Origin of the sequence: Pseudomonas moorei (assembly GCF_008801475.1) — a bacterium.
GTDB lineage: Bacteria > Pseudomonadota > Gammaproteobacteria > Pseudomonadales > Pseudomonadaceae > Aquipseudomonas > Aquipseudomonas moorei.
Map to the genome: position 1 here is coordinate 148,358 of NZ_VZPP01000008.1, position 24,040 is coordinate 172,397.

Annotated in this window: 23 protein-coding genes; 12 read left to right on the forward strand and 11 right to left on the reverse strand. The window is 62.2% G+C overall.

Annotation, left to right across the window (positions count from 1 at the left end):
• Positions 1-37 precede the first annotated feature (37 nt).
• Positions 38-1,750: an amidase gene (locus tag F7R06_RS16940; protein ID WP_090323219.1), complete on the reverse strand. Its 1,713-nt coding sequence runs from the start codon at positions 1,748-1,750 to the stop codon at positions 38-40.
• 403 nt (positions 1,751-2,153) lie between these two features.
• On the opposite strand from F7R06_RS16940, the gene F7R06_RS16945 reads away from it, so the two are divergent.
• Entirely contained in the window at positions 2,154-3,089 is a 936-nt protein-coding gene (locus tag F7R06_RS16945) for a Ppx/GppA family phosphatase (RefSeq protein ID WP_090323217.1), read from the forward strand.
• Positions 3,090-3,289: 200 nt separating this feature from the next.
• Here the strand turns inward: F7R06_RS16945 and F7R06_RS16950 are convergent, their stop codons facing one another.
• On the reverse strand, positions 3,290-3,949 hold the full coding sequence (locus tag F7R06_RS16950; RefSeq protein ID WP_090323216.1) for a methyltransferase family protein: 660 nt from the start codon (positions 3,947-3,949) through the stop codon (positions 3,290-3,292).
• Positions 3,950-4,218: 269 nt separating this feature from the next.
• Between F7R06_RS16950 and F7R06_RS16955 the strand changes: the two genes are divergently transcribed.
• Positions 4,219-5,133 (forward strand): pyridoxal-phosphate dependent enzyme, encoded by a 915-nt coding sequence (locus F7R06_RS16955; RefSeq protein ID WP_090323214.1) that lies wholly within the window; start codon positions 4,219-4,221, stop codon positions 5,131-5,133.
• A gap of 76 nt (positions 5,134-5,209) precedes the next feature.
• Here the strand turns inward: F7R06_RS16955 and F7R06_RS16960 are convergent, their stop codons facing one another.
• Entirely contained in the window at positions 5,210-5,530 is a 321-nt protein-coding gene (locus tag F7R06_RS16960) for a DUF2388 domain-containing protein (RefSeq protein WP_090323213.1), read from the reverse strand.
• Positions 5,531-6,151: 621 nt separating this feature from the next.
• Between F7R06_RS16960 and F7R06_RS16965 the strand changes: the two genes are divergently transcribed.
• Both F7R06_RS16965 and F7R06_RS16970 read left to right on the forward strand, forming a co-directional pair.
• Positions 6,152-6,817 carry a M24 family metallopeptidase gene (locus F7R06_RS16965; protein ID WP_090323212.1) on the forward strand — a complete coding sequence of 222 codons (666 nt, stop codon included), beginning with the start codon at positions 6,152-6,154 and terminating at the stop codon, positions 6,815-6,817.
• A gap of 80 nt (positions 6,818-6,897) precedes the next feature.
• Positions 6,898-7,467, forward strand: coding sequence for a nucleotidyltransferase family protein (locus F7R06_RS16970; protein WP_090323210.1), 570 nt, complete (start codon positions 6,898-6,900; stop codon positions 7,465-7,467).
• A 36-nt stretch (positions 7,468-7,503) separates the two neighbouring features.
• Here the strand turns inward: F7R06_RS16970 and F7R06_RS16975 are convergent, their stop codons facing one another.
• The 5 genes from F7R06_RS16975 to F7R06_RS16995 all read right to left on the reverse strand — a co-directional run bounded on the left by F7R06_RS16975 (position 7,504) and on the right by F7R06_RS16995 (position 12,882).
• A complete protein-coding gene (locus tag F7R06_RS16975) occupies positions 7,504-8,010 on the reverse strand; it encodes a PaaI family thioesterase (RefSeq protein WP_090323209.1) in 507 nt (168 codons plus the stop codon).
• 150 nt (positions 8,011-8,160) lie between these two features.
• A complete protein-coding gene (locus F7R06_RS16980; protein ID WP_090323207.1) occupies positions 8,161-9,339 on the reverse strand; it encodes a trans-sulfuration enzyme family protein in 1,179 nt (392 codons plus the stop codon).
• Complete coding sequence (locus F7R06_RS16985) at positions 9,336-10,712, reverse strand: pyridoxal-phosphate dependent enzyme (protein ID WP_090323206.1); 1,377 nt, start codon at positions 10,710-10,712, stop codon at positions 9,336-9,338. Before F7R06_RS16985 ends, F7R06_RS16980 begins: the two co-directional genes overlap by 4 nt.
• A 236-nt stretch (positions 10,713-10,948) precedes the next feature.
• Positions 10,949-11,611 carry a glutathione S-transferase family protein gene (locus F7R06_RS16990; protein WP_090323204.1) on the reverse strand — a complete coding sequence of 221 codons (663 nt, stop codon included), beginning with the start codon at positions 11,609-11,611 and terminating at the stop codon, positions 10,949-10,951.
• Positions 11,612-11,853: 242 nt separating this feature from the next.
• On the reverse strand, positions 11,854-12,882 hold the full coding sequence (locus F7R06_RS16995) for a D-cysteine desulfhydrase family protein (protein WP_090323203.1): 1,029 nt from the start codon (positions 12,880-12,882) through the stop codon (positions 11,854-11,856).
• 250 nt (positions 12,883-13,132) lie between these two features.
• Here F7R06_RS16995 and F7R06_RS17000 point away from each other — a divergent pair, with 250 nt between their 5' ends.
• From F7R06_RS17000 to F7R06_RS17020, 5 genes are all read left to right on the forward strand, one after another.
• Positions 13,133-14,368, forward strand: a complete 1,236-nt coding sequence (locus F7R06_RS17000) for an MFS transporter (RefSeq protein ID WP_151149686.1) — start codon at positions 13,133-13,135, stop codon at positions 14,366-14,368.
• Between the two features lie 217 nt (positions 14,369-14,585).
• Positions 14,586-14,900, forward strand: a complete 315-nt coding sequence (locus tag F7R06_RS17005; protein WP_090323201.1) for a DUF485 domain-containing protein — start codon at positions 14,586-14,588, stop codon at positions 14,898-14,900.
• Positions 14,897-16,570 carry a cation acetate symporter gene (locus F7R06_RS17010; RefSeq protein ID WP_090323199.1) on the forward strand — a complete coding sequence of 558 codons (1,674 nt, stop codon included), beginning with the start codon at positions 14,897-14,899 and terminating at the stop codon, positions 16,568-16,570. The genes F7R06_RS17005 and F7R06_RS17010 overlap by 4 nt, the downstream gene beginning before the upstream one ends.
• A 59-nt stretch (positions 16,571-16,629) precedes the next feature.
• A complete protein-coding gene (locus F7R06_RS17015) occupies positions 16,630-17,184 on the forward strand; it encodes a cytochrome b (protein ID WP_090323198.1) in 555 nt (184 codons plus the stop codon).
• Between the two features lie 3 nt (positions 17,185-17,187).
• On the forward strand, positions 17,188-18,180 hold the full coding sequence (locus F7R06_RS17020; RefSeq protein ID WP_090323196.1) for an NAD(P)H-dependent flavin oxidoreductase: 993 nt from the start codon (positions 17,188-17,190) through the stop codon (positions 18,178-18,180).
• Positions 18,181-18,336: 156 nt separating this feature from the next.
• Here F7R06_RS17020 and F7R06_RS17025 read toward each other — a convergent pair whose 3' ends face one another.
• Positions 18,337-19,224 carry a LysR family transcriptional regulator gene (locus F7R06_RS17025; protein WP_090323195.1) on the reverse strand — a complete coding sequence of 296 codons (888 nt, stop codon included), beginning with the start codon at positions 19,222-19,224 and terminating at the stop codon, positions 18,337-18,339.
• 113 nt (positions 19,225-19,337) lie between these two features.
• On the opposite strand from F7R06_RS17025, the gene F7R06_RS17030 reads away from it, so the two are divergent.
• The 3 genes from F7R06_RS17030 to F7R06_RS17040 all read left to right on the forward strand — a co-directional run bounded on the left by F7R06_RS17030 (position 19,338) and on the right by F7R06_RS17040 (position 22,836).
• A complete protein-coding gene (locus F7R06_RS17030) occupies positions 19,338-20,015 on the forward strand; it encodes an MOSC domain-containing protein (protein WP_245706707.1) in 678 nt (225 codons plus the stop codon).
• Between the two features lie 139 nt (positions 20,016-20,154).
• On the forward strand, positions 20,155-21,672 hold the full coding sequence (locus F7R06_RS17035; RefSeq protein ID WP_090323192.1) for a CoA-acylating methylmalonate-semialdehyde dehydrogenase: 1,518 nt from the start codon (positions 20,155-20,157) through the stop codon (positions 21,670-21,672).
• 105 nt (positions 21,673-21,777) lie between these two features.
• Positions 21,778-22,836, forward strand: a complete 1,059-nt coding sequence (locus tag F7R06_RS17040) for an NAD(P)H-dependent flavin oxidoreductase (RefSeq protein ID WP_090323190.1) — start codon at positions 21,778-21,780, stop codon at positions 22,834-22,836.
• A gap of 49 nt (positions 22,837-22,885) precedes the next feature.
• Here the strand turns inward: F7R06_RS17040 and F7R06_RS17045 are convergent, their stop codons facing one another.
• Positions 22,886-23,083: a hypothetical protein gene (locus F7R06_RS17045; RefSeq protein WP_090323189.1), complete on the reverse strand. Its 198-nt coding sequence runs from the start codon at positions 23,081-23,083 to the stop codon at positions 22,886-22,888.
• Between the two features lie 167 nt (positions 23,084-23,250).
• Positions 23,251-23,922 (reverse strand): class I SAM-dependent methyltransferase, encoded by a 672-nt coding sequence (locus F7R06_RS17050; protein ID WP_090323187.1) that lies wholly within the window; start codon positions 23,920-23,922, stop codon positions 23,251-23,253.
• Positions 23,923-24,040 lie beyond the last annotated feature (118 nt).

Consider the following 24,040-nt stretch of genomic DNA (forward strand, 5'->3'; position numbering starts at 1 on the left):
CCTGGGTGTTCACACATGTGGTGAACGATCCCATACTTTATTTTTCTGCGGACAGCGGCGGGGTGCGCGGCGGGATCAGGCGCTTGGACCCGGTCGACTCGAACGCCGAAGCAAAACGCAGCAGGGCCGAATCGTCATAGGCGCGACCGGCGAAGGTCAGGCCGACCGGCATGCCGATGTCGGGCATCACACCCATCGGTACGGTGACCGTCGGCACGCCCAGGTGCCGGATGGCGAGGTTGCCGTTGGCCACCCAGATGCCGTTGCTCCAGGCGATATCCGCTGACTGCGGGTCGACATCGGCATTGGCCGGCGCCACGTCGGCGACGGTCGGGAACAGCACCGCGTCGAGGCCCAGGCGATCCATCCATTCTTCGAGGTCGATGCGCCGGGTCTGTTCAAGACCCCGCAGGCCGTCAGGCACCGTGCTGATCTGGTCCCACGGGGTGATGCCACGCTCGGCCATCCTCACGTATTCGTCCATGCCGGCGGCCAGGTCGCCCTCACGATTGGGCAGTGTGCCCGGGTCGTGCGGGAAAATCAGTGGCCCGTCGACGTCGACCAGCCGGTTGAGTTTCGGATCGCCGTTGGCTTGCAGGAAATCATCGAAGGCCCAGGCCGTCAGGTCCCACAGCTCGTGGTGCAGGAACTCCTTGGAGACGATGCCACGGTTGAACACGGTCGGCGCACCGGGACGATCACCTTCGCAATTGGAGACCAGCGGGAAATCGACTTCGAGCACTTCAGCGCCAGCGGCTTCGAGGGCCTTGCGCGCTTGTTGCCACAGCTCGATGACCGAGTCACGGGTGATGATGCGTTGCCCGGTCGGCCCGCCGATACCCGGTGCATCGCTAGTGCCGGCTTCGGCATCGGCATTGATGTACATGCGCGGAACGCCGAAACGCTTGCCTGCCAGTGAGTCGGACTTCACGGCAAGTTCCTGATAGGAGGCCGGACGCACCGAAGCAACGCTCGGAATCGGCACCCAGGGTTGCAGGCGCCACAGGTCGCCACGGGTGTCGGGATCTTCCGCCACCACCACGTCGAGGACCTCAAGCAGGTCGGCCATGGTTCTGGCGAACGGCACGACCACGTCCATGGTCGGCGTCAACGGCCAGTTGCCGCGCACCGAAATCACCCCGCGTGAAGGCGTATAGGCACACAAACCGTTGTTCGACGCCGGACCACGGCCACTTGACCAGGTTTCTTCGGCGAGGCCGAAGGCCGCGAAGCTGGCCGCGGTGGCGGTGCCGGCGCCGTTCGACGAGCCCGAGGCGAAAGGGGCCGTGAGGTAGTCGGCGTTGTACGGGCTCTCGGCACGGCCATAGACGCCACGCTGCATGCCGCCATTGGCCATCGGTGGCATGTTGGTCTTGCCCAGGCAGATCGCCCCGGCAGCGCGCAGACGCTCGATGGTGAACGCGTCGCGATAGGCAATCAGGTCCTTGAAGGCCGGGCTGCCCGAAGCCGCCGTCAGTCCCTTGACCAGATAACTGTCCTTGGCCGTGTAGGGAATGCCGTCGAGCGGCCCCAGCGTCTGGCCTTTGGCTCGACGGGCGTCGGAGGCGTGCGCTTCAGCGAGCGCTTCGGGGTTGCGCACCACGACCGCATTGAGGGCGGTGGGCGTGTCGGTGCCGTCGTATGCATCAATCCGGGCGAGGTAAGCCTGGACCAGCTCAACAGCCGTGGTCTGGCCGGACTCCAGCGCAGCGCGCAGTTGGGCGATGGAAACTTCAGTGACCTCGATCATGCTGCCACCGCCGCTTGCTGATGGGCGACACAGTGATGGCGGCCATCACACCGGGTCTTGGGCACAGCGACATCGCTTTTCTGAAAATGGGTGTTCATATCGGTTCTCGTTGCACGGCGTTCCGCGACGCGGTCTGTTTTTATGGCTGAGCGCTGTATTTTGCACCAAGTCGGGGGGAGGGCAATCGCTGTGATGGGGTGTGTGCTGATTCAGGGGGCTGAACGAGGATCTGTAACGCCCTCCGTGGCTGATCGCTTGCCCCGAAGAGGTGACGGCCTGGTGACAATGACATTCAGCAGAAAATAATCCCGGTGTCATCTGGCTGTCACCGAGCCCGTGGCAACATCCTCGCGATCCGCGTTGAGCGGTCCAAGGGCTGTCGGATTTGCCAGGAATCCCCACCATGAAAGGCGACGCCTCACTCTTTGCCGCTATTGATCTGGGCTCCAATGCGTTTCGCCTGATGATCGGCCAGTCGGTCAAGCGCAATCAGCAGTTCATGATCCAGGAAGTGAAAACCCTGCGTGAACCCGTCCGTTTGGCCGAGGGTTTTCAGGGTGGGGCGCTGGATGAACTGGCGCTGGATCGAGGCTGGCAGGCGCTTGCGCGCTTCGGCAAAAAATTGCGGGGCTTCGAGGCGGGGCGAGTGCGGGCGGTGGCGACCAGCGCAGTTCGCCAGGCGGACAACGCACCCTTGTTTCTGGCCAGTGCCGAGCGGCACCTGGGGTTTCGCATCGATGTCATTTCCGGGCAAGAAGAGGCCCAACTGGTGTATGCCGGCGTCGCCCATACCCTCCCTGATACCCAGCGCATGCGCCTGGTGGTGGATATCGGCGGCGGTTCGACCGAGCTGATCCTGGGCAAGGGCGCACAGCCGTTACTCACCGAGAGCATTGCCGTTGGCAGCGGCACCGTGGGGGCGCATTACTTTCCGGGCGGCACCATCAGCGCGAAGGCGCTGCTGGAAGCCGAGCGAGTCGCCACGTTGCAGTTCGAAAGGGTTGCGCGCCGTTATCGTGCCCAGGGCTGGCAGCAAGTCATCGGCTCATCAGGCACGGCGCGGATGCTGGCCAAGGTGCTCAAGGCCAACGGGTTGAACGACTACGGTCAAAGCGGCGTGACCTATGGCGGCCTCTTGCGCCTGTCGGTGCGCCTGCTGGAAGTGGGGCATGTCAAACAGCTCAAGCTGGCGGGCTTGCAGGCTCATCGCCTGAGCATCCTGCCGGGCGGCCTGGTGCTCATGCTGGCGGCGTTCAAGGTGTTTGGTGTCTCCCACATGACGCCGTCCGAACCCGGGTTGAGGTTTGGTGTGCTGCATGGGCTGATGTCCAGACACTGATCACCTCGGTCCCATGAGCTGGCTTGTCGGGTCGCCGCAGCGCAGCGATGGTCGTTAACGATAACGCGCATGATCTGGGTCAACGCGGCGTACTCGGGTCCATCGCCAGCAAGCTCGCTCCTGACGGTGTTGCGTTGACAATGTCCGGGCACGGTCCCTTGTGCGCGGGCTTGCCAGCGAAGGTGGTATTGCGAGTCGCTTCAGTAGACCCCTGGTATCAACCGCCAGCTGCGCGCGCAATAAGCCTCGTATTCAGCCCCGAATTGCGCCCGCAGCAGGGCCTCTTCCGCCTGTATCCGCGCAATCAACGGGATCAGCGTCAGCGCCGCCAGGAGCAGGCCCAGCCCCGAACGGAACGCCAGTGCCCAGCCCACGGCAATGATCAACATGCCCAGGTAACTGGGGTTGCGCAGGTTGCGATAAATCCCGTCGGTGACCAGCCGATGCCCAGGCTGAATCGCCACCAGCCCACTGAAGCGTTTGCCGAGCACGAACACCGGCCACATTCGCAGGGCGCCGCCGAGGATGAACAGCAAGGCCCCCAGCCAGCGCACGCCCTCGCCACCGAACGTCCAGAAGTCGATGCGGTCGTTGTAGGCCGGCAGATAACCACTCAACAAGCCAATGACCCCGAATGCCGGGAGTACCCAGCGGTTGGCCCGATCCTCGCGTTCGCCGGAGCTCAGGTTGACCTCGGTGAACAGCGAAGCGATGACCATGACCAGCGTGGCAAGCGCCACCAGCACCAGCGAGGGATGGGAGAAAAACGCGGCGAAACCACCCAGCCCGCCTATTGCCAGCCCGAGGTAGGCGAGGGTGGACACAATGGCGAAAAACGCCAGTCTGGCGGAAATTTTCATTGGCGGCTCCACTGAGGGTAACGTCCCTTCTTTCAGTGTAGGAGCTGGCTTGCCGGGAATAGCGCCTGCGGCATCGGTGCGCCTCGCATGGTCCTTTTCGACCATCGCCAGCGCCAGGTGCTTTCCGGGTTGTTCGGCAACGTCAGGGCGGCGCCACGTTATCGCTGAAAAGCCAGCCTCGGGTCAGGGTGAACTAAGCTTGGATAAGGATCGTTCACCGCTGCCCCGTGGACCCTTCGACGAGTGGGCGGCGCGTAACAGGAGCCGCCATGCTTCACATCAGAACGCCGTTGATTCTGCATCCTGGCCTCTCGACCACGACCCGCCGCATCTGGCTCAAACTGGAAAACCTGCAACCGAGTGGTTCATTCAAACTACGCGGCATGGGGCTGTTGTGCAGTCAGGCCGCGGCTCAGGGCAAAACCAGAGTCGTGTGTCCGTCCGGGGGCAATGCCGGATTCGCCACTGCCGTGGCCGCCGCCAGCCTGGGGTTGAAAGCCTGCATCGTGGTGCCGCACACGACTCCTGAAAGCACCCGCGCACGGATCCGTAAAACCGGTGCCGAGGTGATCGTCCACGGCAAAGTCTGGGACGAGGCCAATCAACGGGCCAAGGAACTCGCTCAGGGCGCGGACAGCGAGTACGTGCCGGCATTCGACCATCCGGTGTTGTGGCAAGGGCACAGCACGATGATCGATGAAATCCTCGAAGACTGTCCGCAGGTCGACGCCGTGGTGACCTCGGTGGGCGGCGGCGGTTTGCTCGCGGGCATTCTCACCGGGTTGATCCGCCATCGGCGCACCGATTGCCGGATCATCGCCTGCGAAACCAGGGGCGCGGCATCGTTCGCCGCGGCCATGGCGGCGGGGCATCCCGTGCGTTTGCCACGGATCGACACGGTCGCCACCTCGCTCGGCGCCGCTCAAGTGGCGGCGTGGCCGGTGCAGCACATCCTCGCTTTCCCCCATGAGTGCGTGGTGCTGGAAGACGAGGAAGCGATCATGGGCGTGGTGCGTTACGCCAGTGATTTGCGGCAGTTGGTGGAGCCGGCGTGTGGCGTGTCGCTGGCCATTGCCTACCTGGATCATCCGGCGATTGCCGAAGCCCGGGACGTGGTGGTTGTGGTGTGCGGCGGGGTCAGCATCAGCGCGGCACTGGTGGCCGGTTGGGCTCGGCTCTCTTGAGCTCAGTCATGAAAGCAAGGCAGGGCCGGAAACGCTGTCCAGGTTTCACGAGCCCCACCGCTGAGGTTGGCCATTGTTATTTATCGGCTGGAATGCCTTCCTGGACGAGAATGGCGCGAGCCAGGTCTTCGTCGCTTGCGTTGTTGAGGTCGGGGTGCTCCTGCCGGAGCTGTTTGAGAACCGATTCCAGATAAGCGCCGCGAATCGCACCGCCACTGGCCACGAAGCTGGAGGCGTCATCCCGGGCAGGAATCATGAGTTTGTGGTCCTTGAACGTCGAGTACAGCGATGCGGAAACCCCGGCTGAGGTGGCGACATCGCCTGCGTCCACCTTGGCCATTGCAGAGCCGAAGGGTAAACACAGCAACAGAGACGAAACGATAATCAGACGGCGCATGACGGTGTCCTCTCAAAGCGTGAAGCAAAAAGGAAGTCCCTCATATTTTAGGATGCACGGCGGTTGTCAGGAGTTCCCTGAGGGTGATCATTCACCCCGGTGTGGTGCGGATAATCATTTTCCGGGGCGTGTGTTCACCTCAAGCGCGGTAGCAACCGGCTTGCCAGCGATGGTCGTCAACGATGGCGCGTGTAGCCTGGTTAAACGCGGCGTACTGGAGCCGATCGACAGCAAGCCGGCTCAGGTTGTGCGTTTGCAAGGCTCCTTGATCTGATCCGTATTTTTCTGCGCTTTCTGCCTCTGTAATGCACTCGGCCTGCGCCCCACAATAACGGCACGGTCCGCAGTCGCAGCAGTGGTTGCACCGCATATTCGAAACGGAGGTGACCTTATGGGCAAGATGGCGATTTTTCTCGGTGGTTTTCTGGTGCTGACTATCCTGATCGGCGTGCTGGCAACGATTTCACCGGCCTGAGGCAAGTCAATGTCATGACCGCGCATTGAGGGCTGCAAGGTGTGGTCGGGGATCGCCCGAGCCATGCCTGCCTGTTTGATCTTGAATATCGCAATATAAAAAGATATACAGCGATCACATGCGCGGTCTTAAACAAGGAATGACTCATGACCATGGCCCTGAGCGGTAAAGAAGCAGTAGGCGAACGTTACGAACTGGAATCGATGCGCCACGCGCAGCAGATGACCTGGAAGGCCATTGAGCAGATTGCCAGTGTCATCACGCCGGGCATGCGCGAGTCCGAGGCGCAGTTGCGCGGCAAGCAGGTCCTGTCCGAAATGGGTATGGATCGAATCTGGCATCCACTGCTGGTGCGCTTCGGCGCCAATACGCTCAAGACGTTCAAGCAACGCTCCGACGGCGACCCGCAACTGGGTGAAGAGGACATTTTCTTCATCGACATGGGGGTGGTCTGGCAGGGCCACGAAGGGGATGCCGGCGCGACATTCACCACCGGCTCCGACCCGCAAATGATCGCCTGTGCTTCGGCCGCCAAGGACCTGTTTGACCGGGTCGAGAGCTTTTGGCGCAGCGAGCGGGTGTCCGGCGTGGCGCTGTATGACTATGCCACCGCTCAAGCCAAGGCCATGGGCTGGACGCTCAATCTGGACATCAAGGGTCATCGGGTCAGCGATTTTCCCCATGCGATATACCGGGGCGGTGATCTGGGAGATCTGGATCAATGCCCGACCACCGGCCTGTGGATTCTGGAGATCCAGATCGCCCACCCCGAGCGTCCCTTCGGCGCGTTCTACGAGGATTTGCTGATTTGACCGTCGAGTGAACCTGCGTCCCGGGAAATTGCGCTATTGTCGCTGGCCGCCACTGAAGCGATTTCCAAGGGACGAAGCACATGACATTGACTGTCGAAAGCCTGGTCAGCATCGCCATGACCAATCCGATCAACGCTGAAATCACCTCACGTTTGCCTTCACTGGGTTTGAATCAATGCCTGCTTACCGCCGGCTGCCTGTTCCAGGCCGTGTGGAACCGGCAGGCGCAGCGTCCGGCCGCGTGGGGAGTGAAAGACTACGACGTTTTTTACTTCGATGAGGACCTGTCGTGGGAGGCCGAAAATGAGGTCATCCTTGCTGCGCAGCATCTGTTCCGCGACCTGGAAGCCAACGTCGAGATGAAGAATCAGGCGCGGGTCCATCTTTGGTACAGCCAGCGGTTTGGCGGGGCTTATCCGCAGCTTCAATCGGCCAGGGACGGGGTTGATCGCTACCTGGTCGCCGGGACCTGCATCGGCCTGGATGTTGAAACCGGCGAGGTCTATGCGCCCCATGGCCTGGCCGATACCGAGCACGGTCTGCTACGCATCAATCCCAAGAATCCCCAGCCAGAGTTGTTCGTGCAGAAGGCCAAGAGTTATCAGACTCGCTGGCCCTGGCTGAAGATCGTTGCGCCTGAGCCGTCCTGAGCGACTGCAACAGGGCGCAAGCGCGGGGGAGTGCGTCTATTGGCTCGCCTGTTGCCCGTGGGCAGCGGCGGCCAGTTGCCCGGTATCGACCCGGACAAAAATCGAATCGCCAATGGCGGTGAGCACGTCCCCGGCATAGACCTCACAGATAACCCGGGTCTTGCGCCCGACTTCGCCATCCACTTTGGCCCGCAGGGTCAGCGGTACACCCATGGGCGTCGGTTTGATGAACTTGATGCCTAGGTTGCCCGTGACGCAATTGATGCGCGGCAGGCTGGCCACTTCACGCTGTTCCTCACGGTAGTGATAAGCCATCACCGTCCAGTTTGAATGGCAGTCCACCAGCATCGCGATCAGGCCGCCGTAGACCAGATCCGGCCAGCCGCAATACATGGCATCGGGCAGGTGTTCGGCCATCACATGCACGCCATCCTCATGCCAATGGCTCTTGATGTGCAGCCCGTGGGGATTGCTGCTGCCGCAACCGAAACAAACGCCCTCGGGCGCGGCGGTGTCTTGCAGTGAGAGGTCGAGCTTGGGCATGGATCGATCTTCCGGAAATGAAAACGGTAAAACCTGCGGGAGTGAGCGTACTCGCGATAGCGGGTTGTTCCGGCGCTCAGCGCATGACTTGCACCGGCTATCGCGAGCAGGCTCGCTCCCACAAAAGTGGTGCCTGTTATTTCATATCGGTCAGATCCGCGCCAGTGCCTGGGCCAGATCCGCGCGCAGGTCCTCGACATCCTCGACCCCCACGGACAAGCGCACCAGCGCATCACCGATACCCAACTGCGCACGGGTGTCAGCGGGGATGGTGGCGTGGGTCATGATCGCCGGGTGCTCAATCAGGCTTTCCACACCCCCCAGGCTTTCGGCCAGGGCAAAGATCCGGACGTTTTCGAGGAAACGCCTGGAGCCGGCCAGGTCGGTCTTGAGGTCGAGGGAGATCATTCCGCCGTAACCGCGCATTTGCTGCCGCGCCAGTTCGTGCTGCGGGTGCGACGCCAGGCCCGGATAGTAGACGCGCGCGACCTGGGGCTGGCGTTCCAGCCATTGCGCCAGCTCCAGCGCATTGCTGCAGTGACGCTCCATGCGCAGCGCCAGGGTCTTGACCCCGCGCAGGGTGAGGAAGGCGTCGAACGGGCCGGCAATCGCACCCACCGCGTTTTGCAAGAAGCCCAGGCGCTCGGCCAGTTCAGGGTTCTGCCCGACCACCGCGATGCCGCCGATCACGTCGGAGTGGCCGTTGAGGTACTTGGTCGTCGAGTGCAGCACGATGTCGAAGCCCAGCTCCAGCGGACGCTGGATATAGGGGCTGGCAAAGGTGTTGTCGGCCACGCAGATGATGCCGCGGGCACGGCAGATGCGGGCGATGGCGGCGAGGTCGGACAGGCGCAGCAGGGGATTGCTCGGTGTCTCGACCATGACCATCCGGGTGTCGTGTTGCAGTGCCGCCTCGAACGCCGCCAGGTCGGTCAAGTCGACGAAGCTGAAACGATGCCCGGCGCTGCGCTGGCGCACTTTGTCGAACAGGCGGAACGTCCCGCCGTACAAGTCATTGCCCGAGACCACGTGCGAGCCGGCATCGAGCAGCTCCAGCACGGTGGAGATCGTCGCCAGCCCGGAAGCGAAGGCGAAGGCCTGGGTGCCTCCTTCGAGATCGGCCACGCAACGTTCCAGTGCCCAGCGCGTCGGGTTGTGCGAGCGTCCGTAGTCGAGGCCTTTGTGGACGCCGGGGCTTTGCTGCAAATAGGTGGAGTTGGCATAAATGGGCGGCATCAGCGCCCCGGTGGAAGGGTCCGGCGTCTGTCCCGCGTGGATCACCCGGGTGGCGAAGCCCTGTGGTGCGGCGTCTTTATCGTGCTGACTCATGCAAGGGATCTCCGTAAGTGATTGAGCATGTCGAACCGGGTAATCAGGCCATGAAAGCCCGAGGCGTCGGCGATGATGGCCACCAGGCCGCGGTCGAGCTCGGCCTGCAGTTCGGCCAGGCTGGCGCCGGGTGGCAGGGTTTGCAGTTTGTCGGTCATCGCGCTGGCCACGGTCACGCGAAAGTGCGAAGCGTCCTGGTGCACACGCAGCAGAATGTCGGACTCGTCGATCACCCCGATCAGCCGCTGGCCATCGACCAGCACCGGCAGTTGCGACACATCCGCCAGGCGCATGCGCTGGAAGGCGGTGAGCAGGGTGTCATCGGGACCGACGCTGATCACCCGGCCATCTTCGAAACGCCGCGCGATGACGTCGCGCAGGTCGCCGTAGCGCTTGCTCTGCAGCAGGCCCTGATCGGACATCCACTGGTCGTTGTAGATCTTCGACAGGTAGCGGGTGCCGGTGTCACAGACGAAGCTGACCACCCGTTTCGGCTTGGTCTGCTCGCGGCAGTAACGTAGCGCCGCGGCCAGCAAGGTGCCGGTCGAGGAGCCACCGAGGATGCCTTCGGCGCGCAGCAGTTGCCGGGCATGATCGAAGCTTTCCTCGTCGCTGATCGAATAGGCGTGGCGCACGCTGGAAAGGTCGGAAATCGATGGAATGAAGTCTTCGCCGATGCCTTCCACCGCCCATGACCCGGGCGTCGGCAGGGTGCCGTCGCGGCTGTATTGGGCCATCACTGAGCCGACCGGGTCAGCCAGTACCATCTCCAGGTCGGGCTGCACCCGTTTGAAAAAACGCGTCAGCCCGGTCAGGGTGCCGGCCGAACCGACGCCGACCACGATGGCGTCCAGATCATGCTGGGTCTGTGCCCAGATCTCCGGGGCGGTGCTGCATTCGTGGGCCAGCGGGTTGGCCGGGTTGTTGAACTGGTCGGCGAAGAACGCGTCGGGAATGTCCTTTGCCAGCCGCGCAGCGACGTCCTGGTAGTACTCGGGATGGCCCTTGCCGACATCGGAGCGGGTGATGTGCACTTCGGCGCCCATGGCCTTGAGGTGCAGGACTTTTTCCGTGGACATTTTGTCCGGCACCACCAGCACCACCCGGTAACCCTTGGCGCGACCGACCAGGGCCAGGCCGAGGCCGGTATTGCCGGCGGTGGCTTCAACGATGGTGCCCCCGGGCCGCAGGCGGCCATCGCGCTCGGCGGTATCGATCATCGCCAGGCCGATACGGTCCTTGATCGACCCACCGGGGTTCTGCGATTCAAGCTTGAGGAACAGGGTGCACGGGCCTGTATCGAAACGGCTGACACGCACCAGGGGCGTATTACCGATCAGTTCGAGTACGGCGGGGCGGGAGTCGTTTGGCATGTCGTCACCTCCTGTGGAAATTCGCACTGGAAAGGCAGAAACCAGCGGCGCGCCATCGCGCCATTCGCGGCAAATCTTCGTTTGGACCTTAGGCCGGGATTGCCTGAGCCGCAACCTGAGACGGCCAGTCGGTCATGCCGTCTGCCAATACCGAAGGCCCCCGACGGTGGGGGAATTCCCTGTATTTGGGCGGCTTTTGGGGGGAGGGGGATCGTCGCTCGGGCGGGAGTGAGTGCCTAGCGAAATCGCTGCGATATGGCCTCCTCAAACGGATAGAGCGAAAAGTAAGGCCGGGCTTCGTCGATGACCCGCTGGAACGATGGTCGCTGGGTCAACCGTTCGAAATACGCTTGCAAGTGCCGACAATCCTCGGGAAACGGCAGCAGGGTGCTGGCATAAAAAAGGGCCGGGCAGGCAGCGCAATCGGCCAGGCTGAAGTCCGGGCTGGCGACCCAGGTGCGACCAGCCAACTGGCGCTCGAGCATGCCGTAGGCGGTCATCAGCGCAGCGCGCTCGCGGGTCAGGTCGCCATGGGCCGCACGCAGGCGATCGGCAACGATCTGCTGCATCGGGGTCTGCACATGAAGGTCGAAGAAACGGTCCCACAGGCGCACCTCCAGCGCGGTGTCCCAATCACCGGGAATCAGCGGGTGTTGGCCTGCATGGAAGTGGTCCAGGTACTCGATGATGACACTCGACTCCGCCAGGTTGCGCTGGCGCGCGTGATCGCGGATGACCGGGAATTTGCACGGAGGCCAGAGCGCCTGGAGCACTGATCGATCTGCCTCGCTGGTGAGATCGATGATCTTCTTTTCGAATTCGATGGCCTGTTCGTAGAGCGCGACCAGCACTTTGTGGCAGTAGGACGACAGCGGATGGTAGTAAAGAGTCAGCGGCATCTTTGAGCTCCGGCTTGCAGGGCGACCCCTGCAGTATTGGCCAGGGTCCGCAAACTCGCGCGGCTGGCTGACGAACAGCTCGGACGATCAAAAACCGCCCGGCCAGCGAAGGCGTCAGCCTATTCAGCATCCCTCTCGGCAGTGCCTTGCTGGCAATGGTCGTTAACGTAAACGCGTTCAGACCGGTTGAATGCGACGCACATGAGTCCATCGTCAGCAAGCTGGCGCCTACAGACGCCCGGTTATTCGAAGGCGCTGCGGTAGGCGAAAATGCCGGGCAGGCCGCCGGTCATCACAAATAGCAGGTGGCTTCCCGCCGGATATTCGCCGGCGCGAACGGCCGCCAGCAATCCGGCGAAGGACTTGCCGCCGTAGACGGGATCAGTCAGCAGGCCTTCGTGGGACGCCAGCAGTCGCACCGCCTCCAGCATGGCATCGGTGGGTGCGCCATAGGCGTCGCCGCGCTGGCTGCCGTTCACGCTGACGGAGCTGTCGGCCAGTGTGGCGCCGGGGTCGAGCAGTTGTAGAACCTGGCGGGTTTTTTCCAGGGTCGTGGTCGCCGCCTGGTCTTCGTTGGCGAGGACGGTATAGCCGGCGATTTGCGTTGATGAATGGGCGAGGGTAACGCCGGCCAACAGGCCCGAATGGGTTCCGGCGCTGCCATTGGGCACGATGATCCGGTCGAAATGCACATCGAGCGCATCGGCCTGGCGCAGGATCTCGGCCGCGCAGGCGCTGTAACCCAGGCTTCCTATGGGGCTGGACCCGCCCAACGGCATGACAAAGGGTTTTTTCCCCTGCTGCCTGAGCTTTTCGACCCGCTGCGCCGCAAAGACATCGGGCGCGGCGCCGGGGGCAAGTCGGTGAACCATTGCGCCAAACAGAGCGTCCAGCACGACATTGCCGTTGTGGCAAAAGTCCTCGTCGCTGCGCACCGCCGACGGCGTCAGGATCAGTTCGCAGGCCAGTCCCTGCTGGGCGGCGACGGCCGCCGTCAGGCGCGCATGATTGGACTGAAAACCGCCCCAGGTCACGAGCGTGTCGGCCCCTTCGGCCAGTGCTTCGCCGAGCAGAAACTCCAGTTTGCGCAGCTTGTTTCCGCCGCCGCCGAGGCCTGTCAGGTCATCTCGCTTGACGTAGATATTGCAGCCGTTCATGTCGGGCAGACGGCTCAATCGAGACAGTTTCTGAATCGGTGTCGGACCTTCGAGCAGCGTCGCCCGGGGGTAGGCCGCGAGTGCGGTGTCGAGGTGGCTCAAGTCATGGGGCATGCGGGTTCGCTCGTGAAATGAAGGAACGGAGGGGGTCTGTCACTGTATTAAGCCCTCCTGCGAAGATAAATGCGTGCCGTGGAATTTCAGTTGATACACCGTGTAATTAGCGCTGCAGCCCGCGCCGGCTCTGCATATCACTCATACCGATAGATCAGATCAAATTAATTCGTTTTTTAAGATGCTTGGGCGCGGGTAGTGTCCGCTTGAACCGAAATTTCAATTCAAGTACGACACCGGAGTGCCCTTCGTGAACTATGCCGATCGCAACCTTTCATATTGGCGTCGCAACCTGGCCGTCTGTGTCTTTGGCTCCTTTACCACGCTGGTCAGCCTGAGCATGTTGCTGCCGTTCCTGCCGCTTTATGTGCAACAGCTGGGCGTCACTTCCCAGGCCGACGTGGTGCAATGGTCGGCCGTGGCATTCGGGGCGACGTTTTTCGGCACGGCGATCACCGCGCCTCTCTGGGGACGACTGGCCGATCGGTATGGGCGAAAACCGATGCTGATCCGGGCGGCCATTGGCATGGCGGTGGTGATGTCGATGATCGGGCTGGCGCGCAACGTGACCGATCTGGTGCTGCTGCGCCTGATCGCGGGGCTCATCGGTGGCTACGCCTCGGCTTCCATCGTGATGATCGGCTCCCAGGTGCCAAAGGAAAAGGCCGGTTGGGCCTTGGGCGTGCTGTCGACGGGGGCGTTGTCGGGCAACCTGATCGGGCCGCTGGTGGGGGGATTCCTGCCCGGGTTGGTCGGCATCCGCGGCACGTTTTTCGTCGGTGGCGCGATGATCGCGGTGGCGGCGATTACCACGATTGTGCTCATTCGCGAGGACTTCGATCGCGCCACGGACGGTGCTCGCCGGGGCAAAGAAACTCAGGCGCCAGGTGTCAGCTCACGCTGGCCGATCATCGCTGCACTGCTGATGACCGCGATGATGGTGTTGCTGGCCAACATGTCGATCGAACCGATCATCACGGTCTATATCGGTCACCTTGGCGTCGCACTGGATGACCAGGCGCGGATTGCCGGCGTGATCATGGCCTGTTCCGCATTGGGCAGCATCTTGACCGCTGCTCGCCTGGGGGCGCTGGCCGACCGCGTCGGCAGCTGGAACGTCATCATCGGCTGTTTGCTGGTGACGGGCGTGGTCATGGTGCCCCAGGCGTTCGTCACGCAATGGTGGCAACTGGCGATTTTGCGCGGCGTGATGGGCATGAGCATTGCCGGGCTGCTGCCGGCCATTGCCAAGCTGATCCGGCATTCGGTGGCGGAGCACAACACCGGCAAAGTCCTGGGTTATCTGCAGTCGGCACAGTTCTCTGGACAGGTCATCGGACCCCTGATCGGTGGCCAGATCGGCGCGCACTTCGGTTTGCATCACGTGTTTCTGGTGACGGGCGCCCTGTTGGTGCTGTGTGCCGGAATCAACGGTTGGGTGAAGGCCTCGCCCGCTGTCACGCAACAAACGCCCGCCCAAAGGTAGCCTGGACGGGGCAGGCGCTCGAAGGCCGGAAGGAGGAGGCATCGCGGTTTAGTTGGTTCACCAAAAGCGATCACGAGATTCACAATTGATCATTTTACATGATCATTAGGCGGGCATAGGTTGAGGGTGCACAGACACCGCAGCCAGTGGCGGATCGAGTCTTCGAATCTGAGGCTGTGGAACAACAATAACGCAACCACTGCTCCACGGAGTCAACGTGAACCATGCATCTGAATCAGCCAGAATCCGCAACCACCCCCGGTACAAGGATTTGGTCTCAAGGCAGCGACGGTTCGTCGCTGGCCTGACCGCCGCCACCCTTGTGCCGTACTTCACGTTTATCCTCGTCGCGGCCTTTGCGCCCAGCCTTCTGGCGACGAAGCTTTCCGCCACCAGCATCATCAACATCGGTTGGCCGCTGGGCCTGGCGTTCATCATCGGAGCCTGGTTGTTCACCGGGCTCTACATCCTTCGGGCCAATGGTGAGTTCGATGAGCTGACCGCAGAAATCCGCGCGGGGGTGATCGTATGAAACACCTCCTTCGCAACCTGGTCCTTCCTGTCCTGCTCAGCGCATTCGCGGCTCGCGCCATGGCCGCCGATGTTTTGCAGAACGTCGAAAAGCAGCCGATCAACATCACGGCGATCAGCATGTTCCTGGTCTTCGTCGTGACGACCCTGGGCATCACCTACTGGGCCGCCTCCAAGACCAAATCGATGGATGACTTCTACAACGCGGGCGGTGGCATCACCGGGTTCCAGAATGGTCTGGCGCTGGCGGGCGACTACATGTCGGCAGCGGCACTGCTGGGTGTTACCAGCATGATCTTCTTCAATGGCTTCGATGGGGTGCTGTATTCCATCAGCTTCTTTGTGGCCTGGCCGTTGCTGCTGTTTCTGTTTGCCGAACGCATCCGCAATCTGGGGCGCATTACCATTTCGGACATCGCCTCGTTCCGACTCGATCAGAACCGCATTCGCACCATGACAGCCTTTGGTTCGTTGACGGTGGTGTGCTTCTACCTGGTGGTGCAGATGGTCGGGGCAGGGCAGTTGATCCAGCTGTTGTTCGGCCTGCCCTACAACTATGCGGTCATCGCGGTGGGGCTGTTGATGGCGGTCTATGTGACCTTTGGCGGCATGGTCGCGACCACCTGGGTGCAGATCATCAAGGCCGGCTTGCTGTTGCTGGGCGGCACCTTGCTGGCGTTTCTGGCGTTGAGCAAGTTCGGCTTTTCCTTCGATCTGTTGTTCGAGAAAGCGGTGGCCGCGCACCACGATGGCGAGCGGATTCTGCTGCCGAGCAAACTGGTGGCCGACCCGCTGTCGCTGATCTCGCTGTCCTTGGGCCTGGTCTTCGGCACGGCGGGGCTGCCACACATCCTCATGCGTTTCTTCACCGTTCCGGACGCCAAGCAGGCGCGCAAGTCGGTATTCGTCGCCACGGGCTTCATCGGTTTTTTCTACCTGATCGTGGCCGTGCTGGGCCTGGCCGCCATCGTCATCGTCGGCCAGGACCCGGCCTTCTACGAGTCGGGGATTGTCGGCGGCAAGCTGATCGGCGGCGGCAACATGCCGGTGATGCACCTGGCCAAAGCCGTGGGCGGGGATCTGCTGCTCGGTTTCATCTCCGCAGTCGCCTTCGCGACAATTCTGGCGGTGGTGTCCGGATTGACCATGGCGGGCACCTCGGCGATTTCCCATGACCTCTATGTGATGGTCATCAGAAAGGGCCGTGCCGATGCCGGGGATGAACGTCGTGTGTCGCGCATCGCTTCGGTGGGCATCGGCATCGTCGCCGTGGTGCTGGGGATTCTGTTCAAGGATCAGAACATCGCTTTTCTGGTGGCGCTGACCTTTGGCGTGGCGGCTTCGGTCAACTTTCCGATCCTCGTTCTCTCGATGTACTGGAAAGGGCTCACCACACGCGGCGCATTGATCGGCGGCGTCGCCGGCCTGGTGAGCGCGGTCAGTCTGGTCATTCTCTCGCCCGCTGTGTGGGTCAAGGTACTGGGCAATCCCGAGGCGATTTTCCCGTACGACTACCCGGCCATCATCTCGATGAACGTGGCGTTCTTCTTCACCTGGCTGGGGTCGGTGACCGATCGCAGTCACGGCGCAGCGCTTGAGCGAGCGCGTTTCGATGATCAGTTGATCCGCGCCCGGACCGGGCTCGGCGCGTCGCAAGCGGTCAGCCACTGAGGCGTATTCGCCCAACCCATACCTTTGCTGTTTTGCGCATTTTGCAAACGGAGTCAGCCATGCAACTAAAAGACAATGGCCTGAGATTTTCCCCTGTCACCGTCGCCCTGCACTGGGTCGTCGCGTTCGCGCTGCTGGGGATTCTCGGCCTGCAACTGGCCATCGGTCACGCCTCCGGCGAGGCACTGCGGACAGAGCTCACTCGGGTGCAAAACCTCTTGGGCCTGATGTTGTTCCTCGTCTCGATCTACCGCTTCTGGGCCCGGATCACCGCTTACCATCCACTGCCCGTGGGCACGCCCAATCCCATCGAAGTGATCATCAGCCGCTCGGTGGCGGTGGCACTCGCCCTGGCCATGGTGCTGCTGCCGGTGGCCGTGTGGGCTTCGCGGGCCGCTGCCGGGGAGGGGGTGACGCTGCCGGGCGGATGGTCGATGCCGACATTGCTGCCGGTCAACGCGGTGTTGAAGGACGTCGTCGACCTGCTGTTCAACATCGGTGCGTCAGCCTTCCTCGCCGGCCTTGCCCTGCATGTGTTCGGTGCGGTCAAGAATCACTTTCTCCTGAAGAACAACACGCTCAAGCGGATGCTTGGAAAACATGTGGAGCTGTGAGTCATGAACGAAGCCAGATTCGATTTTGCCGGTAACGCCATCACCCGGCTCTGCGGCGTGAAGTACCCGATTTTCCTCGGCGGGATGGCGGCGATTTCCGGCCCGCCACTGGTCGCTGCGGTGGCCAATGCCGGGGGCATGGGCGTGATTGGCGGCTTGCGCTTGCCACCGTTGGCCTTGCGCCGCTGGATCCAGGAAACCCGCGCGCTCACCGATCAGCCCTTTGGCGTCAACCTGGTGCCGCAGTTCGGCGGGCCGGATGTGTTCGAGGCGCAGTTTCAGGTGATCCTCAAGGAGAAGCCCAAACTGCTGTCCCTGTTCTACGCCGAGAAGTATGCCGCCGACATGATTGCCCGGGCCAAAGACGCCGGGCTGGTGGTCATGGTGCAAGCGGGGTCGGTGGAGCTGGCCCACATTGCCATCGCTCAGGGCGCAGACATCATCGTGGCCCAGGGCAGTGAGAGTGGCGGGCACTTGAATCGCGGCACGATTGGCATCATGCCGTTGGTGACGTCGATCCTGGCCATCTGCGAGGGCCGGCCGGTACTGGCGGCTGGCGGTATCGTCAACGGCGAGGATGTCCGCGCATTGATGTCGCTCGGCGCTGGCGGGGTGGTGGTGGGCACGGCGTTCATCGCCACCGAGGAGTCAAATGCCCATCCGCTGTACAAACAGAAGATCGTCGAGGCGACCACCGATGACACCGAGTACCGCACCGGCTACTCGTTCGGCTGGACCTGGGGCACGCCGCACCGGGTAATACCCAACCGCGACAAGTGGAACCTGCTGCGCTTCATCGGCGGCGGCGCCCGCGCCATCGACAAGCCGCGGATGGCAAAAAAGCTGTCGTTGTACGCGGGGCAGGGGGTGGGCAAGATCCATAGTGTCGTGCCCGCTGCCGAGCGCGTGGCGGAGCTGGTGCTCGGATTGCCGGTGACGACAAACCCGGTGCATCCCTGGTCATTGGTCGAGCCGGAACTCCGGATGCATAGCTGATCCCACTGTGGGCGCTGGCTTGTCGGGTCGGCGCATCGCAGCGATGGTCGTCAACGATAACGCGTGTGATCTGGATAAGCGCGGCGCACTGGAGTTCATCGCCAGCAGGCTGGCTCCTGCAGGGGTTATTTGTTGAGGCCGCTATACAGGGCCGATTTACACCACAGCCGGTCGGGCTATTTGCTGTTGTGCCAGGCCGATGAAGGCGCTCATGGCCGAGGTGATCATCGAGTCGTTGCGGCGGATGAATACGGTGGAGACCTTGGCGAACTCTGGCGGCAGCGTGTGGCAGCGAATCGCATGGCGCACGCTGCAACTTTCCGCAATGGCCTTGGGCAACAGGGTCACGCCCATGCCGGCGGCGACACAGGAGAGTATGCCGTCGAGGGTGCCCAGCTCCATGATCTGGTTCGGCACCAGGCCGACCTGATAGAACCAGTTTTCCAGGGTCGAGCGATAGAAGCAGCCCGTGCGGAACACCAGCACGGTTTGCTGGGGCATTTTCTCGATCAGCGCGGGTAGCGTTTCGAAGTGATTGCTGCTGACCAGCACCAGTTCTTCTGAAAACACTTCTTCCTGGGCCAGCGCCGAATTCTGGTGGAAGCCACCGACGAAGGCGCCATCGAGGCGATGGGCTTCAATCGCCTTGATCAGCTCGACCGTCGTGCCGGTCAGCAGCGACAACTGGACGTCAGGATATTGCTCGCGGTACTTGGTCAGCACCTGCGGCAAACGGATGGCGGCGGTGGTTTCCATCGAGCCCAGGCGCAGCAAACCGGTCGGGCTGCCGGTGTCCATCAGCGCGCTGCGACTTTCATCGGTCAGTTGCAGGATGCGCCGCGCATAGCCGAGAAACGTCTCACCCGCCGAGGTCAGCACCACCCCGGACTTCTTGCGGATGAACAGTTCCCGGTTCAGTTCGGCCTCCAGCTCTTTCACGCGCATGGTGACGTTGGACTGCACCGTATTCACCTGCACCGCCGCGGCGGTGAAGCTGCCCAGTTCAGCCACGGCGCAGAAAATTTTCAGTTGGCGCATTTCCATGAACGTCTCCAGGCATCATAAAAAGTGATTGAGTGCATGCTTATCGATCACTTTACGGCCGTTTACGACGGTTAGTAAAGTGCGCGAAACCAACTGATGAGCCTGGTTCGACGATGACAATGACACTGACTTCCAGAATCGACCATGTCTTTGCCGGAGGGCTGGAAGTGTTGCAGCCCGAAGGTCAACGCACAGGCCTTTTCAAACGCCGAATCACAGGCCCGGCCCGTGTGGAGTTGCACGGCATTGTCGGCGACCAGCACGGTGATACGAGGGTGCACGGCGGCCCGGAAAAAGCGCTGCATCACTATGCGGCGCAGCATTACGAGCGACTGGCGCAAGCCTTTGCCCACAGCGCCGGGCAACTGGTGGCGGGCAGTCTGGGCGAGAATATTTCGGCCCTTGGGCTCAGCGAATACAGCGTGCATATCGGTGACGTATTCCGGATCGGCAGCAGCCTGGTGCAGGTGTCCCAGCCGCGCAGTCCGTGCTGGAAGATCAATCACCGTTTTGATGCCGAGCACATGTCGATGTTCGTCGCCAGGGAGCGAATCACCGGGTGGTATTACCGGGTTCTCCAGCCGGGTTTCATCGAAGCAGGGGACCGGTTCGAACTGCTGGAAAGGCACACCGAACGCTTTTCCATCGACCAGTTCTGGCAAGTGCAGTTGTCGCATCGGCCGGTGATCGACGATCTGCTGGCATTGGCGGCAACCCCTGGCCTGGCGGACGACTGGCAGCGGCGCCTGACACAGCGGGCGAACTGGCTGCGGAAAAGCTCTCACAATTAGTGATTCATAAGATCATTAATCATCATTTTACATGATTCACTGGCGGGCCTACCTTGGCCCTGCCAGACACGCAGACCGCCCGCCTGGCACCTGACAACAACAAGAGATGGCTTTTATCCATCACCAGGGGACACCCGCCATGAGCAACCAGCCAGCAGAGATCGCCCACTACATTCACGGCCGCACGACACCAGGTCACTCCGGTCGCACCCAGGACGTCACCAACCCCGCCACCGGTTCGGTCATCGGCAAGGTGGCCCTGGCCAATGTCTCGGAAGTCGACGCCGCGGTGCAGTCGGCAGCGGCTGCATTTGCGGCCTGGTCGGCAACGCCGCCGCTACGCCGCGCCCGCATCCTGTTCAAGTTCCTGGCGTTGCTCAACGAGCATCGCGACACCCTGGCGCGGATGATCACCCGCGAACACGGCAAGGTTTTCACTGACGCCCAGGGTGAAGTGACGCGCGGTATCGAAGTGGTCGAATTCGCCTGCGGCATTCCGCAGTTGCTCAAGGGTGACTACACCGAGCAGGTCTCGACCAACATCGACAACTGGACCATGCGCCAGGCGCTGGGGGTGGTCGCCGGCATCACCCCGTTCAACTTCCCGGTGATGGTGCCGATGTGGATGTTCCCGGTGGCCATCGCCTGCGGCAACACCTTCGTGCTCAAGCCGAGTCCGATCGACCCTTCGCCCTCGCTGTTGATCGCCGAGCTGTTCAAGGAAGCCGGGTTGCCCGATGGCGTGTTCAACGTGGTGCAGGGTGATAAAGAAGCGGTCGATGCGCTGCTCGAACATCCGGATGTGAAGGCCGTGAGCTTTGTCGGATCGACGCCGATCGCCAACCACATCTACGAGACCGGTGCCCGCCACGGCAAGCGCGTGCAGGCGCTGGGCGGGGCGAAGAACCACATGGTGGTGATGCCCGACGCCGATATCGACCAGGTGGTCGATGCACTGATCGGCGCGGCTTTCGGCTCCGCTGGGGAGCGTTGCATGGCGATCTCGGTGGCGGTGTTCGTCGGTGACGTTGCCGACAAAGTCATGCCGAAACTGGTGGAGCGAACCCGCACGCTGAAGATCCTCGAGGGCATGAACCTCGCGGCCGAGATGGGCCCGATTGTCTCGAAAGCGGCGCACCAGCGCATTACCGGCTACATCGAGCAGGGTATTCGGGAAGGGGCTGAGTTGCTGGTCGACGGTCGTGGTTTTGACGGCGCCCAGGCCGGTGCGAATTGCGCCGAAGGGTTCTGGCTCGGCGGCACGGTGTTCGACCATGTCACCGCCGACATGAAGATCTACCAGGAGGAAATCTTCGGTCCGGTACTGGCCTGCATGCGCGTCAAGGACTTTGCCGAAGCGATCGACCTGGTCAATGCCCACGAATTCGGCAACGGCACCGCGTGCTACACCCGTGACGGCCACATCGCCCGCGAATTCGCCAGCCGCATTCAGGTGGGCATGGTCGGCATCAACGTGCCGATCCCTGTGCCCATGGCCTGGCACGGTTTCGGCGGTTGGAAGCGCTCGCTGTTCGGCGATACCCATGCCTATGGCGAAGAGGGGGTGCGCTTCTACACCAAGCAGAAATCGATCATGCAGCGCTGGCCGAACAGCATCGCCAAGGGCGCCGAGTTCGCCATGCCGACCTCCAGGTAAGGATTGACGTTTTTGGGTTGGAGGGCGTGTAGGCGCGGGCTTGCACGCCGTCCGTTGTCCCGGGGGGCGAACTCCTCGCTCCCGATTTTTTCCAAGGTACGCACTATGTCCAATTCACTGTTGTCCCTGCTGAACATTGAACGGCCCATCCTCCAGTCGCCCATGGTCGGTGTCTCCACGCCCAGGCTCGCGGCGGCAGTATCGAATGCGGGTGGATTGGGTTCCATTGGTATCGGGGCAAGCAGCGTCGGGCAGGCACGCGACATGTTGCGCGAGACGGCTGCTCTGACGGATAAGCCGTTTAACGTGAACCTGTTCTGCCATCGACCTGCCGAGCATGACCCTGTTCGGGAGTCGCAGTGGCTGGGCGTTCTTGCACCTTTTTTTAGTGAATTCGATGCGGCTGCACCGACGGCGCTGCGTGAGATCTACACCTCGTTCGTCGAAGACTCGGACATGTTGCAGATGCTGCTGGAAGAAAAACCGAGGGTGGTCAGCTTCCATTTCGGCTTGCCGCCGCAACCGGCCATCGATGCGCTCAAGGAGGCCGGCATCATTCTGCTGTGTTCCGTGACCTGTCTGGCCGAGGCGCAGATGGCAGAGCGCGCCGGTGTGCATGCGCTGGTGGCGCAAGGCTACGAAGCCGGCGGGCATCGCGGGGTGTTCGACCCGCGGGAGGACAGCGAGATGGGAACCTTTGCCCTGGTGCGGCTGCTGAGTGGCGCCTGCGAACTGCCGATCATCGCCGCGGGCGGCATCATGGACGGCGCTGGCATCAATGCGGTGATGCAATTGGGTGCCAGTGCCGCGCAGTTGGGGACAGCGTTCATTCTCTGCCCCGAGTCTGCCGCCAACAGCGCTTATCGAGAGGCCTTGAAAGGTCCGAGGGCCCATCAGACGCGGGTCACCAGCGTCATTTCCGGACGGCCGGCCCGGGGGATGGTCAATCGCAACTTCACGTCGCTGGAGGCCAGTGCCACGGTGCTGCCGGACTATCCGCTGACCTACGACGCCAACAAAGCCCTCAATGCGGCGGCAAACGCCAGGGGCAACACGGACTTTGCCGTGCAATGGGCCGGGCAGGGTGCGCCACTGGCTCGCGAAATGCCTGCTGCGGCATTGGTGAATTGGCTGGTGGCGCAGATGAAGTGCTGCGTCGTTTAGCGGTCAGCACGCGTTATCGTTAACGACCATCGGCGGAACGCCGCCTGAATTACTGACTGCCGGTTGCACGGTTCTGGGAATTGTATTTCGAAAGGTTGTTGAATTCTTCTTCAAGGTACAGATCTGCCGGACTCGGGCCACGCGCCGCAATCAATTCGATGTCCGCAGTTACAGCGATAAGACGTTGGCCAGCCTTGGCGTTCAGGGCCCGGCCAGCGGTGAGTGCCTTTCGTTTTGCGCCTGACATGATGACTTCCTTGTAGTTGTTTGAAACTAATCAATAACGCCAGGTTGTAACTAATTCAATCCTTTCATTTGGCTTAACTGAGACAATTTATGACAACTAAGCCAGCGGTTGGCAGGCCCTCGGTGACTTGTCGGGACAGTCACTGTGCCGGGATGTCAGGAGGCAGCTCACTGCCGCTGTTCGGCCACCAATAGCAACGACTGCGGCACCGGACTTTGCGGGTGTTGCGGCTCCTGCAGGCTGGCCAGGCGATAGCCGGCCATGTCCAGCGCATTGAGCCAGCTGGACAAGGTGCGGAAGTACCACGGCATGGGTTGCCACGGCCCTTTGAAACTGGCGAAAGTCTCTTCCCGCCAGCCGTCCTGATAGTCGCCGGCGGCCACGGCCCAGGGGTGCAGCGTCTGGATCACCAACGCGCCGCCAGGGGCGAGCAGGGCGTTCATGGCGCTCAGCAGGGGGATAATGTCCTGATGCAGCAGGGCGAAGTTGGCGCAGATCAGGTCGTAGTCGCGACCGATGTCTACCCTGGCTTGCACCAATTCTTCATAGGTCGCCCGATGCACCTGCGCAGTGCCCGCTGCTCGTGCCGCCTCGACCAGCGTCGCATCACCGTCCACGCCGACCGCGTCGATGCCGCGTTTTTCCAGCTCGCGCAACAGCCAGCCCTCACCGCAGCCCAGGTCGAGCACGCGTTCGGGTTGGCGGCCGAGCACCGCCAGCACGATGGCCTGGTTGGTGACATTGAGGCGGCTTTCGATGGCGCCGGTGCGGATCGCTTCGATCCAGGCTTGGGCGTTGTGGTTCCAGCTTTGCAGCAGAGTGGATTCCGGGGCGGGCATTTCGTTGTCCGAAGCAGTTGATGGTGAAAGGGCGGGTGAGGCGACGTTGCCCTGTCCGCGCCGGGCTGGCGGCGTCTGGGCTGACGGCGCGTCCGTTGAAACTGTAGTCGCCTCTTCA

Bases quoted from the DNA above. Each gene is read 5' to 3' on its own strand.
- F7R06_RS16940 (WP_090323219.1), bottom strand. From the start codon at position 1,750: ATGATCGAGGTCACTGAAGTTTCCATCGCCCAACTGCGCGCTGCGCTG.
- F7R06_RS16945 (WP_090323217.1), top strand. From the start codon at position 2,154: ATGAAAGGCGACGCCTCACTCTTTGCCGCTATTGATCTGGGCTCCAAT.
- F7R06_RS16950 (WP_090323216.1), bottom strand. From the start codon at position 3,949: ATGAAAATTTCCGCCAGACTGGCGTTTTTCGCCATTGTGTCCACCCTC.
- F7R06_RS16955 (WP_090323214.1), top strand. From the start codon at position 4,219: ATGCTTCACATCAGAACGCCGTTGATTCTGCATCCTGGCCTCTCGACC.
- F7R06_RS16960 (WP_090323213.1), bottom strand. From the start codon at position 5,530: ATGCGCCGTCTGATTATCGTTTCGTCTCTGTTGCTGTGTTTACCCTTC.
- F7R06_RS16965 (WP_090323212.1), top strand. From the start codon at position 6,152: ATGACCATGGCCCTGAGCGGTAAAGAAGCAGTAGGCGAACGTTACGAA.
- F7R06_RS16970 (WP_090323210.1), top strand. From the start codon at position 6,898: ATGACATTGACTGTCGAAAGCCTGGTCAGCATCGCCATGACCAATCCG.
- F7R06_RS16975 (WP_090323209.1), bottom strand. From the start codon at position 8,010: ATGCCCAAGCTCGACCTCTCACTGCAAGACACCGCCGCGCCCGAGGGC.
- F7R06_RS16980 (WP_090323207.1), bottom strand. From the start codon at position 9,339: ATGAGTCAGCACGATAAAGACGCCGCACCACAGGGCTTCGCCACCCGG.
- F7R06_RS16985 (WP_090323206.1), bottom strand. From the start codon at position 10,712: ATGCCAAACGACTCCCGCCCCGCCGTACTCGAACTGATCGGTAATACG.
- F7R06_RS16990 (WP_090323204.1), bottom strand. From the start codon at position 11,611: ATGCCGCTGACTCTTTACTACCATCCGCTGTCGTCCTACTGCCACAAA.
- F7R06_RS16995 (WP_090323203.1), bottom strand. From the start codon at position 12,882: ATGCCCCATGACTTGAGCCACCTCGACACCGCACTCGCGGCCTACCCC.
- F7R06_RS17010 (WP_090323199.1), top strand. From the start codon at position 14,897: ATGAAACACCTCCTTCGCAACCTGGTCCTTCCTGTCCTGCTCAGCGCA.
- F7R06_RS17015 (WP_090323198.1), top strand. From the start codon at position 16,630: ATGCAACTAAAAGACAATGGCCTGAGATTTTCCCCTGTCACCGTCGCC.
- F7R06_RS17020 (WP_090323196.1), top strand. From the start codon at position 17,188: ATGAACGAAGCCAGATTCGATTTTGCCGGTAACGCCATCACCCGGCTC.
- F7R06_RS17025 (WP_090323195.1), bottom strand. From the start codon at position 19,224: ATGGAAATGCGCCAACTGAAAATTTTCTGCGCCGTGGCTGAACTGGGC.
- F7R06_RS17030 (WP_245706707.1), top strand. From the start codon at position 19,338: ATGACAATGACACTGACTTCCAGAATCGACCATGTCTTTGCCGGAGGG.
- F7R06_RS17035 (WP_090323192.1), top strand. From the start codon at position 20,155: ATGAGCAACCAGCCAGCAGAGATCGCCCACTACATTCACGGCCGCACG.
- F7R06_RS17040 (WP_090323190.1), top strand. From the start codon at position 21,778: ATGTCCAATTCACTGTTGTCCCTGCTGAACATTGAACGGCCCATCCTC.
- F7R06_RS17045 (WP_090323189.1), bottom strand. From the start codon at position 23,083: ATGTCAGGCGCAAAACGAAAGGCACTCACCGCTGGCCGGGCCCTGAAC.
- F7R06_RS17050 (WP_090323187.1), bottom strand. From the start codon at position 23,922: ATGCCCGCCCCGGAATCCACTCTGCTGCAAAGCTGGAACCACAACGCC.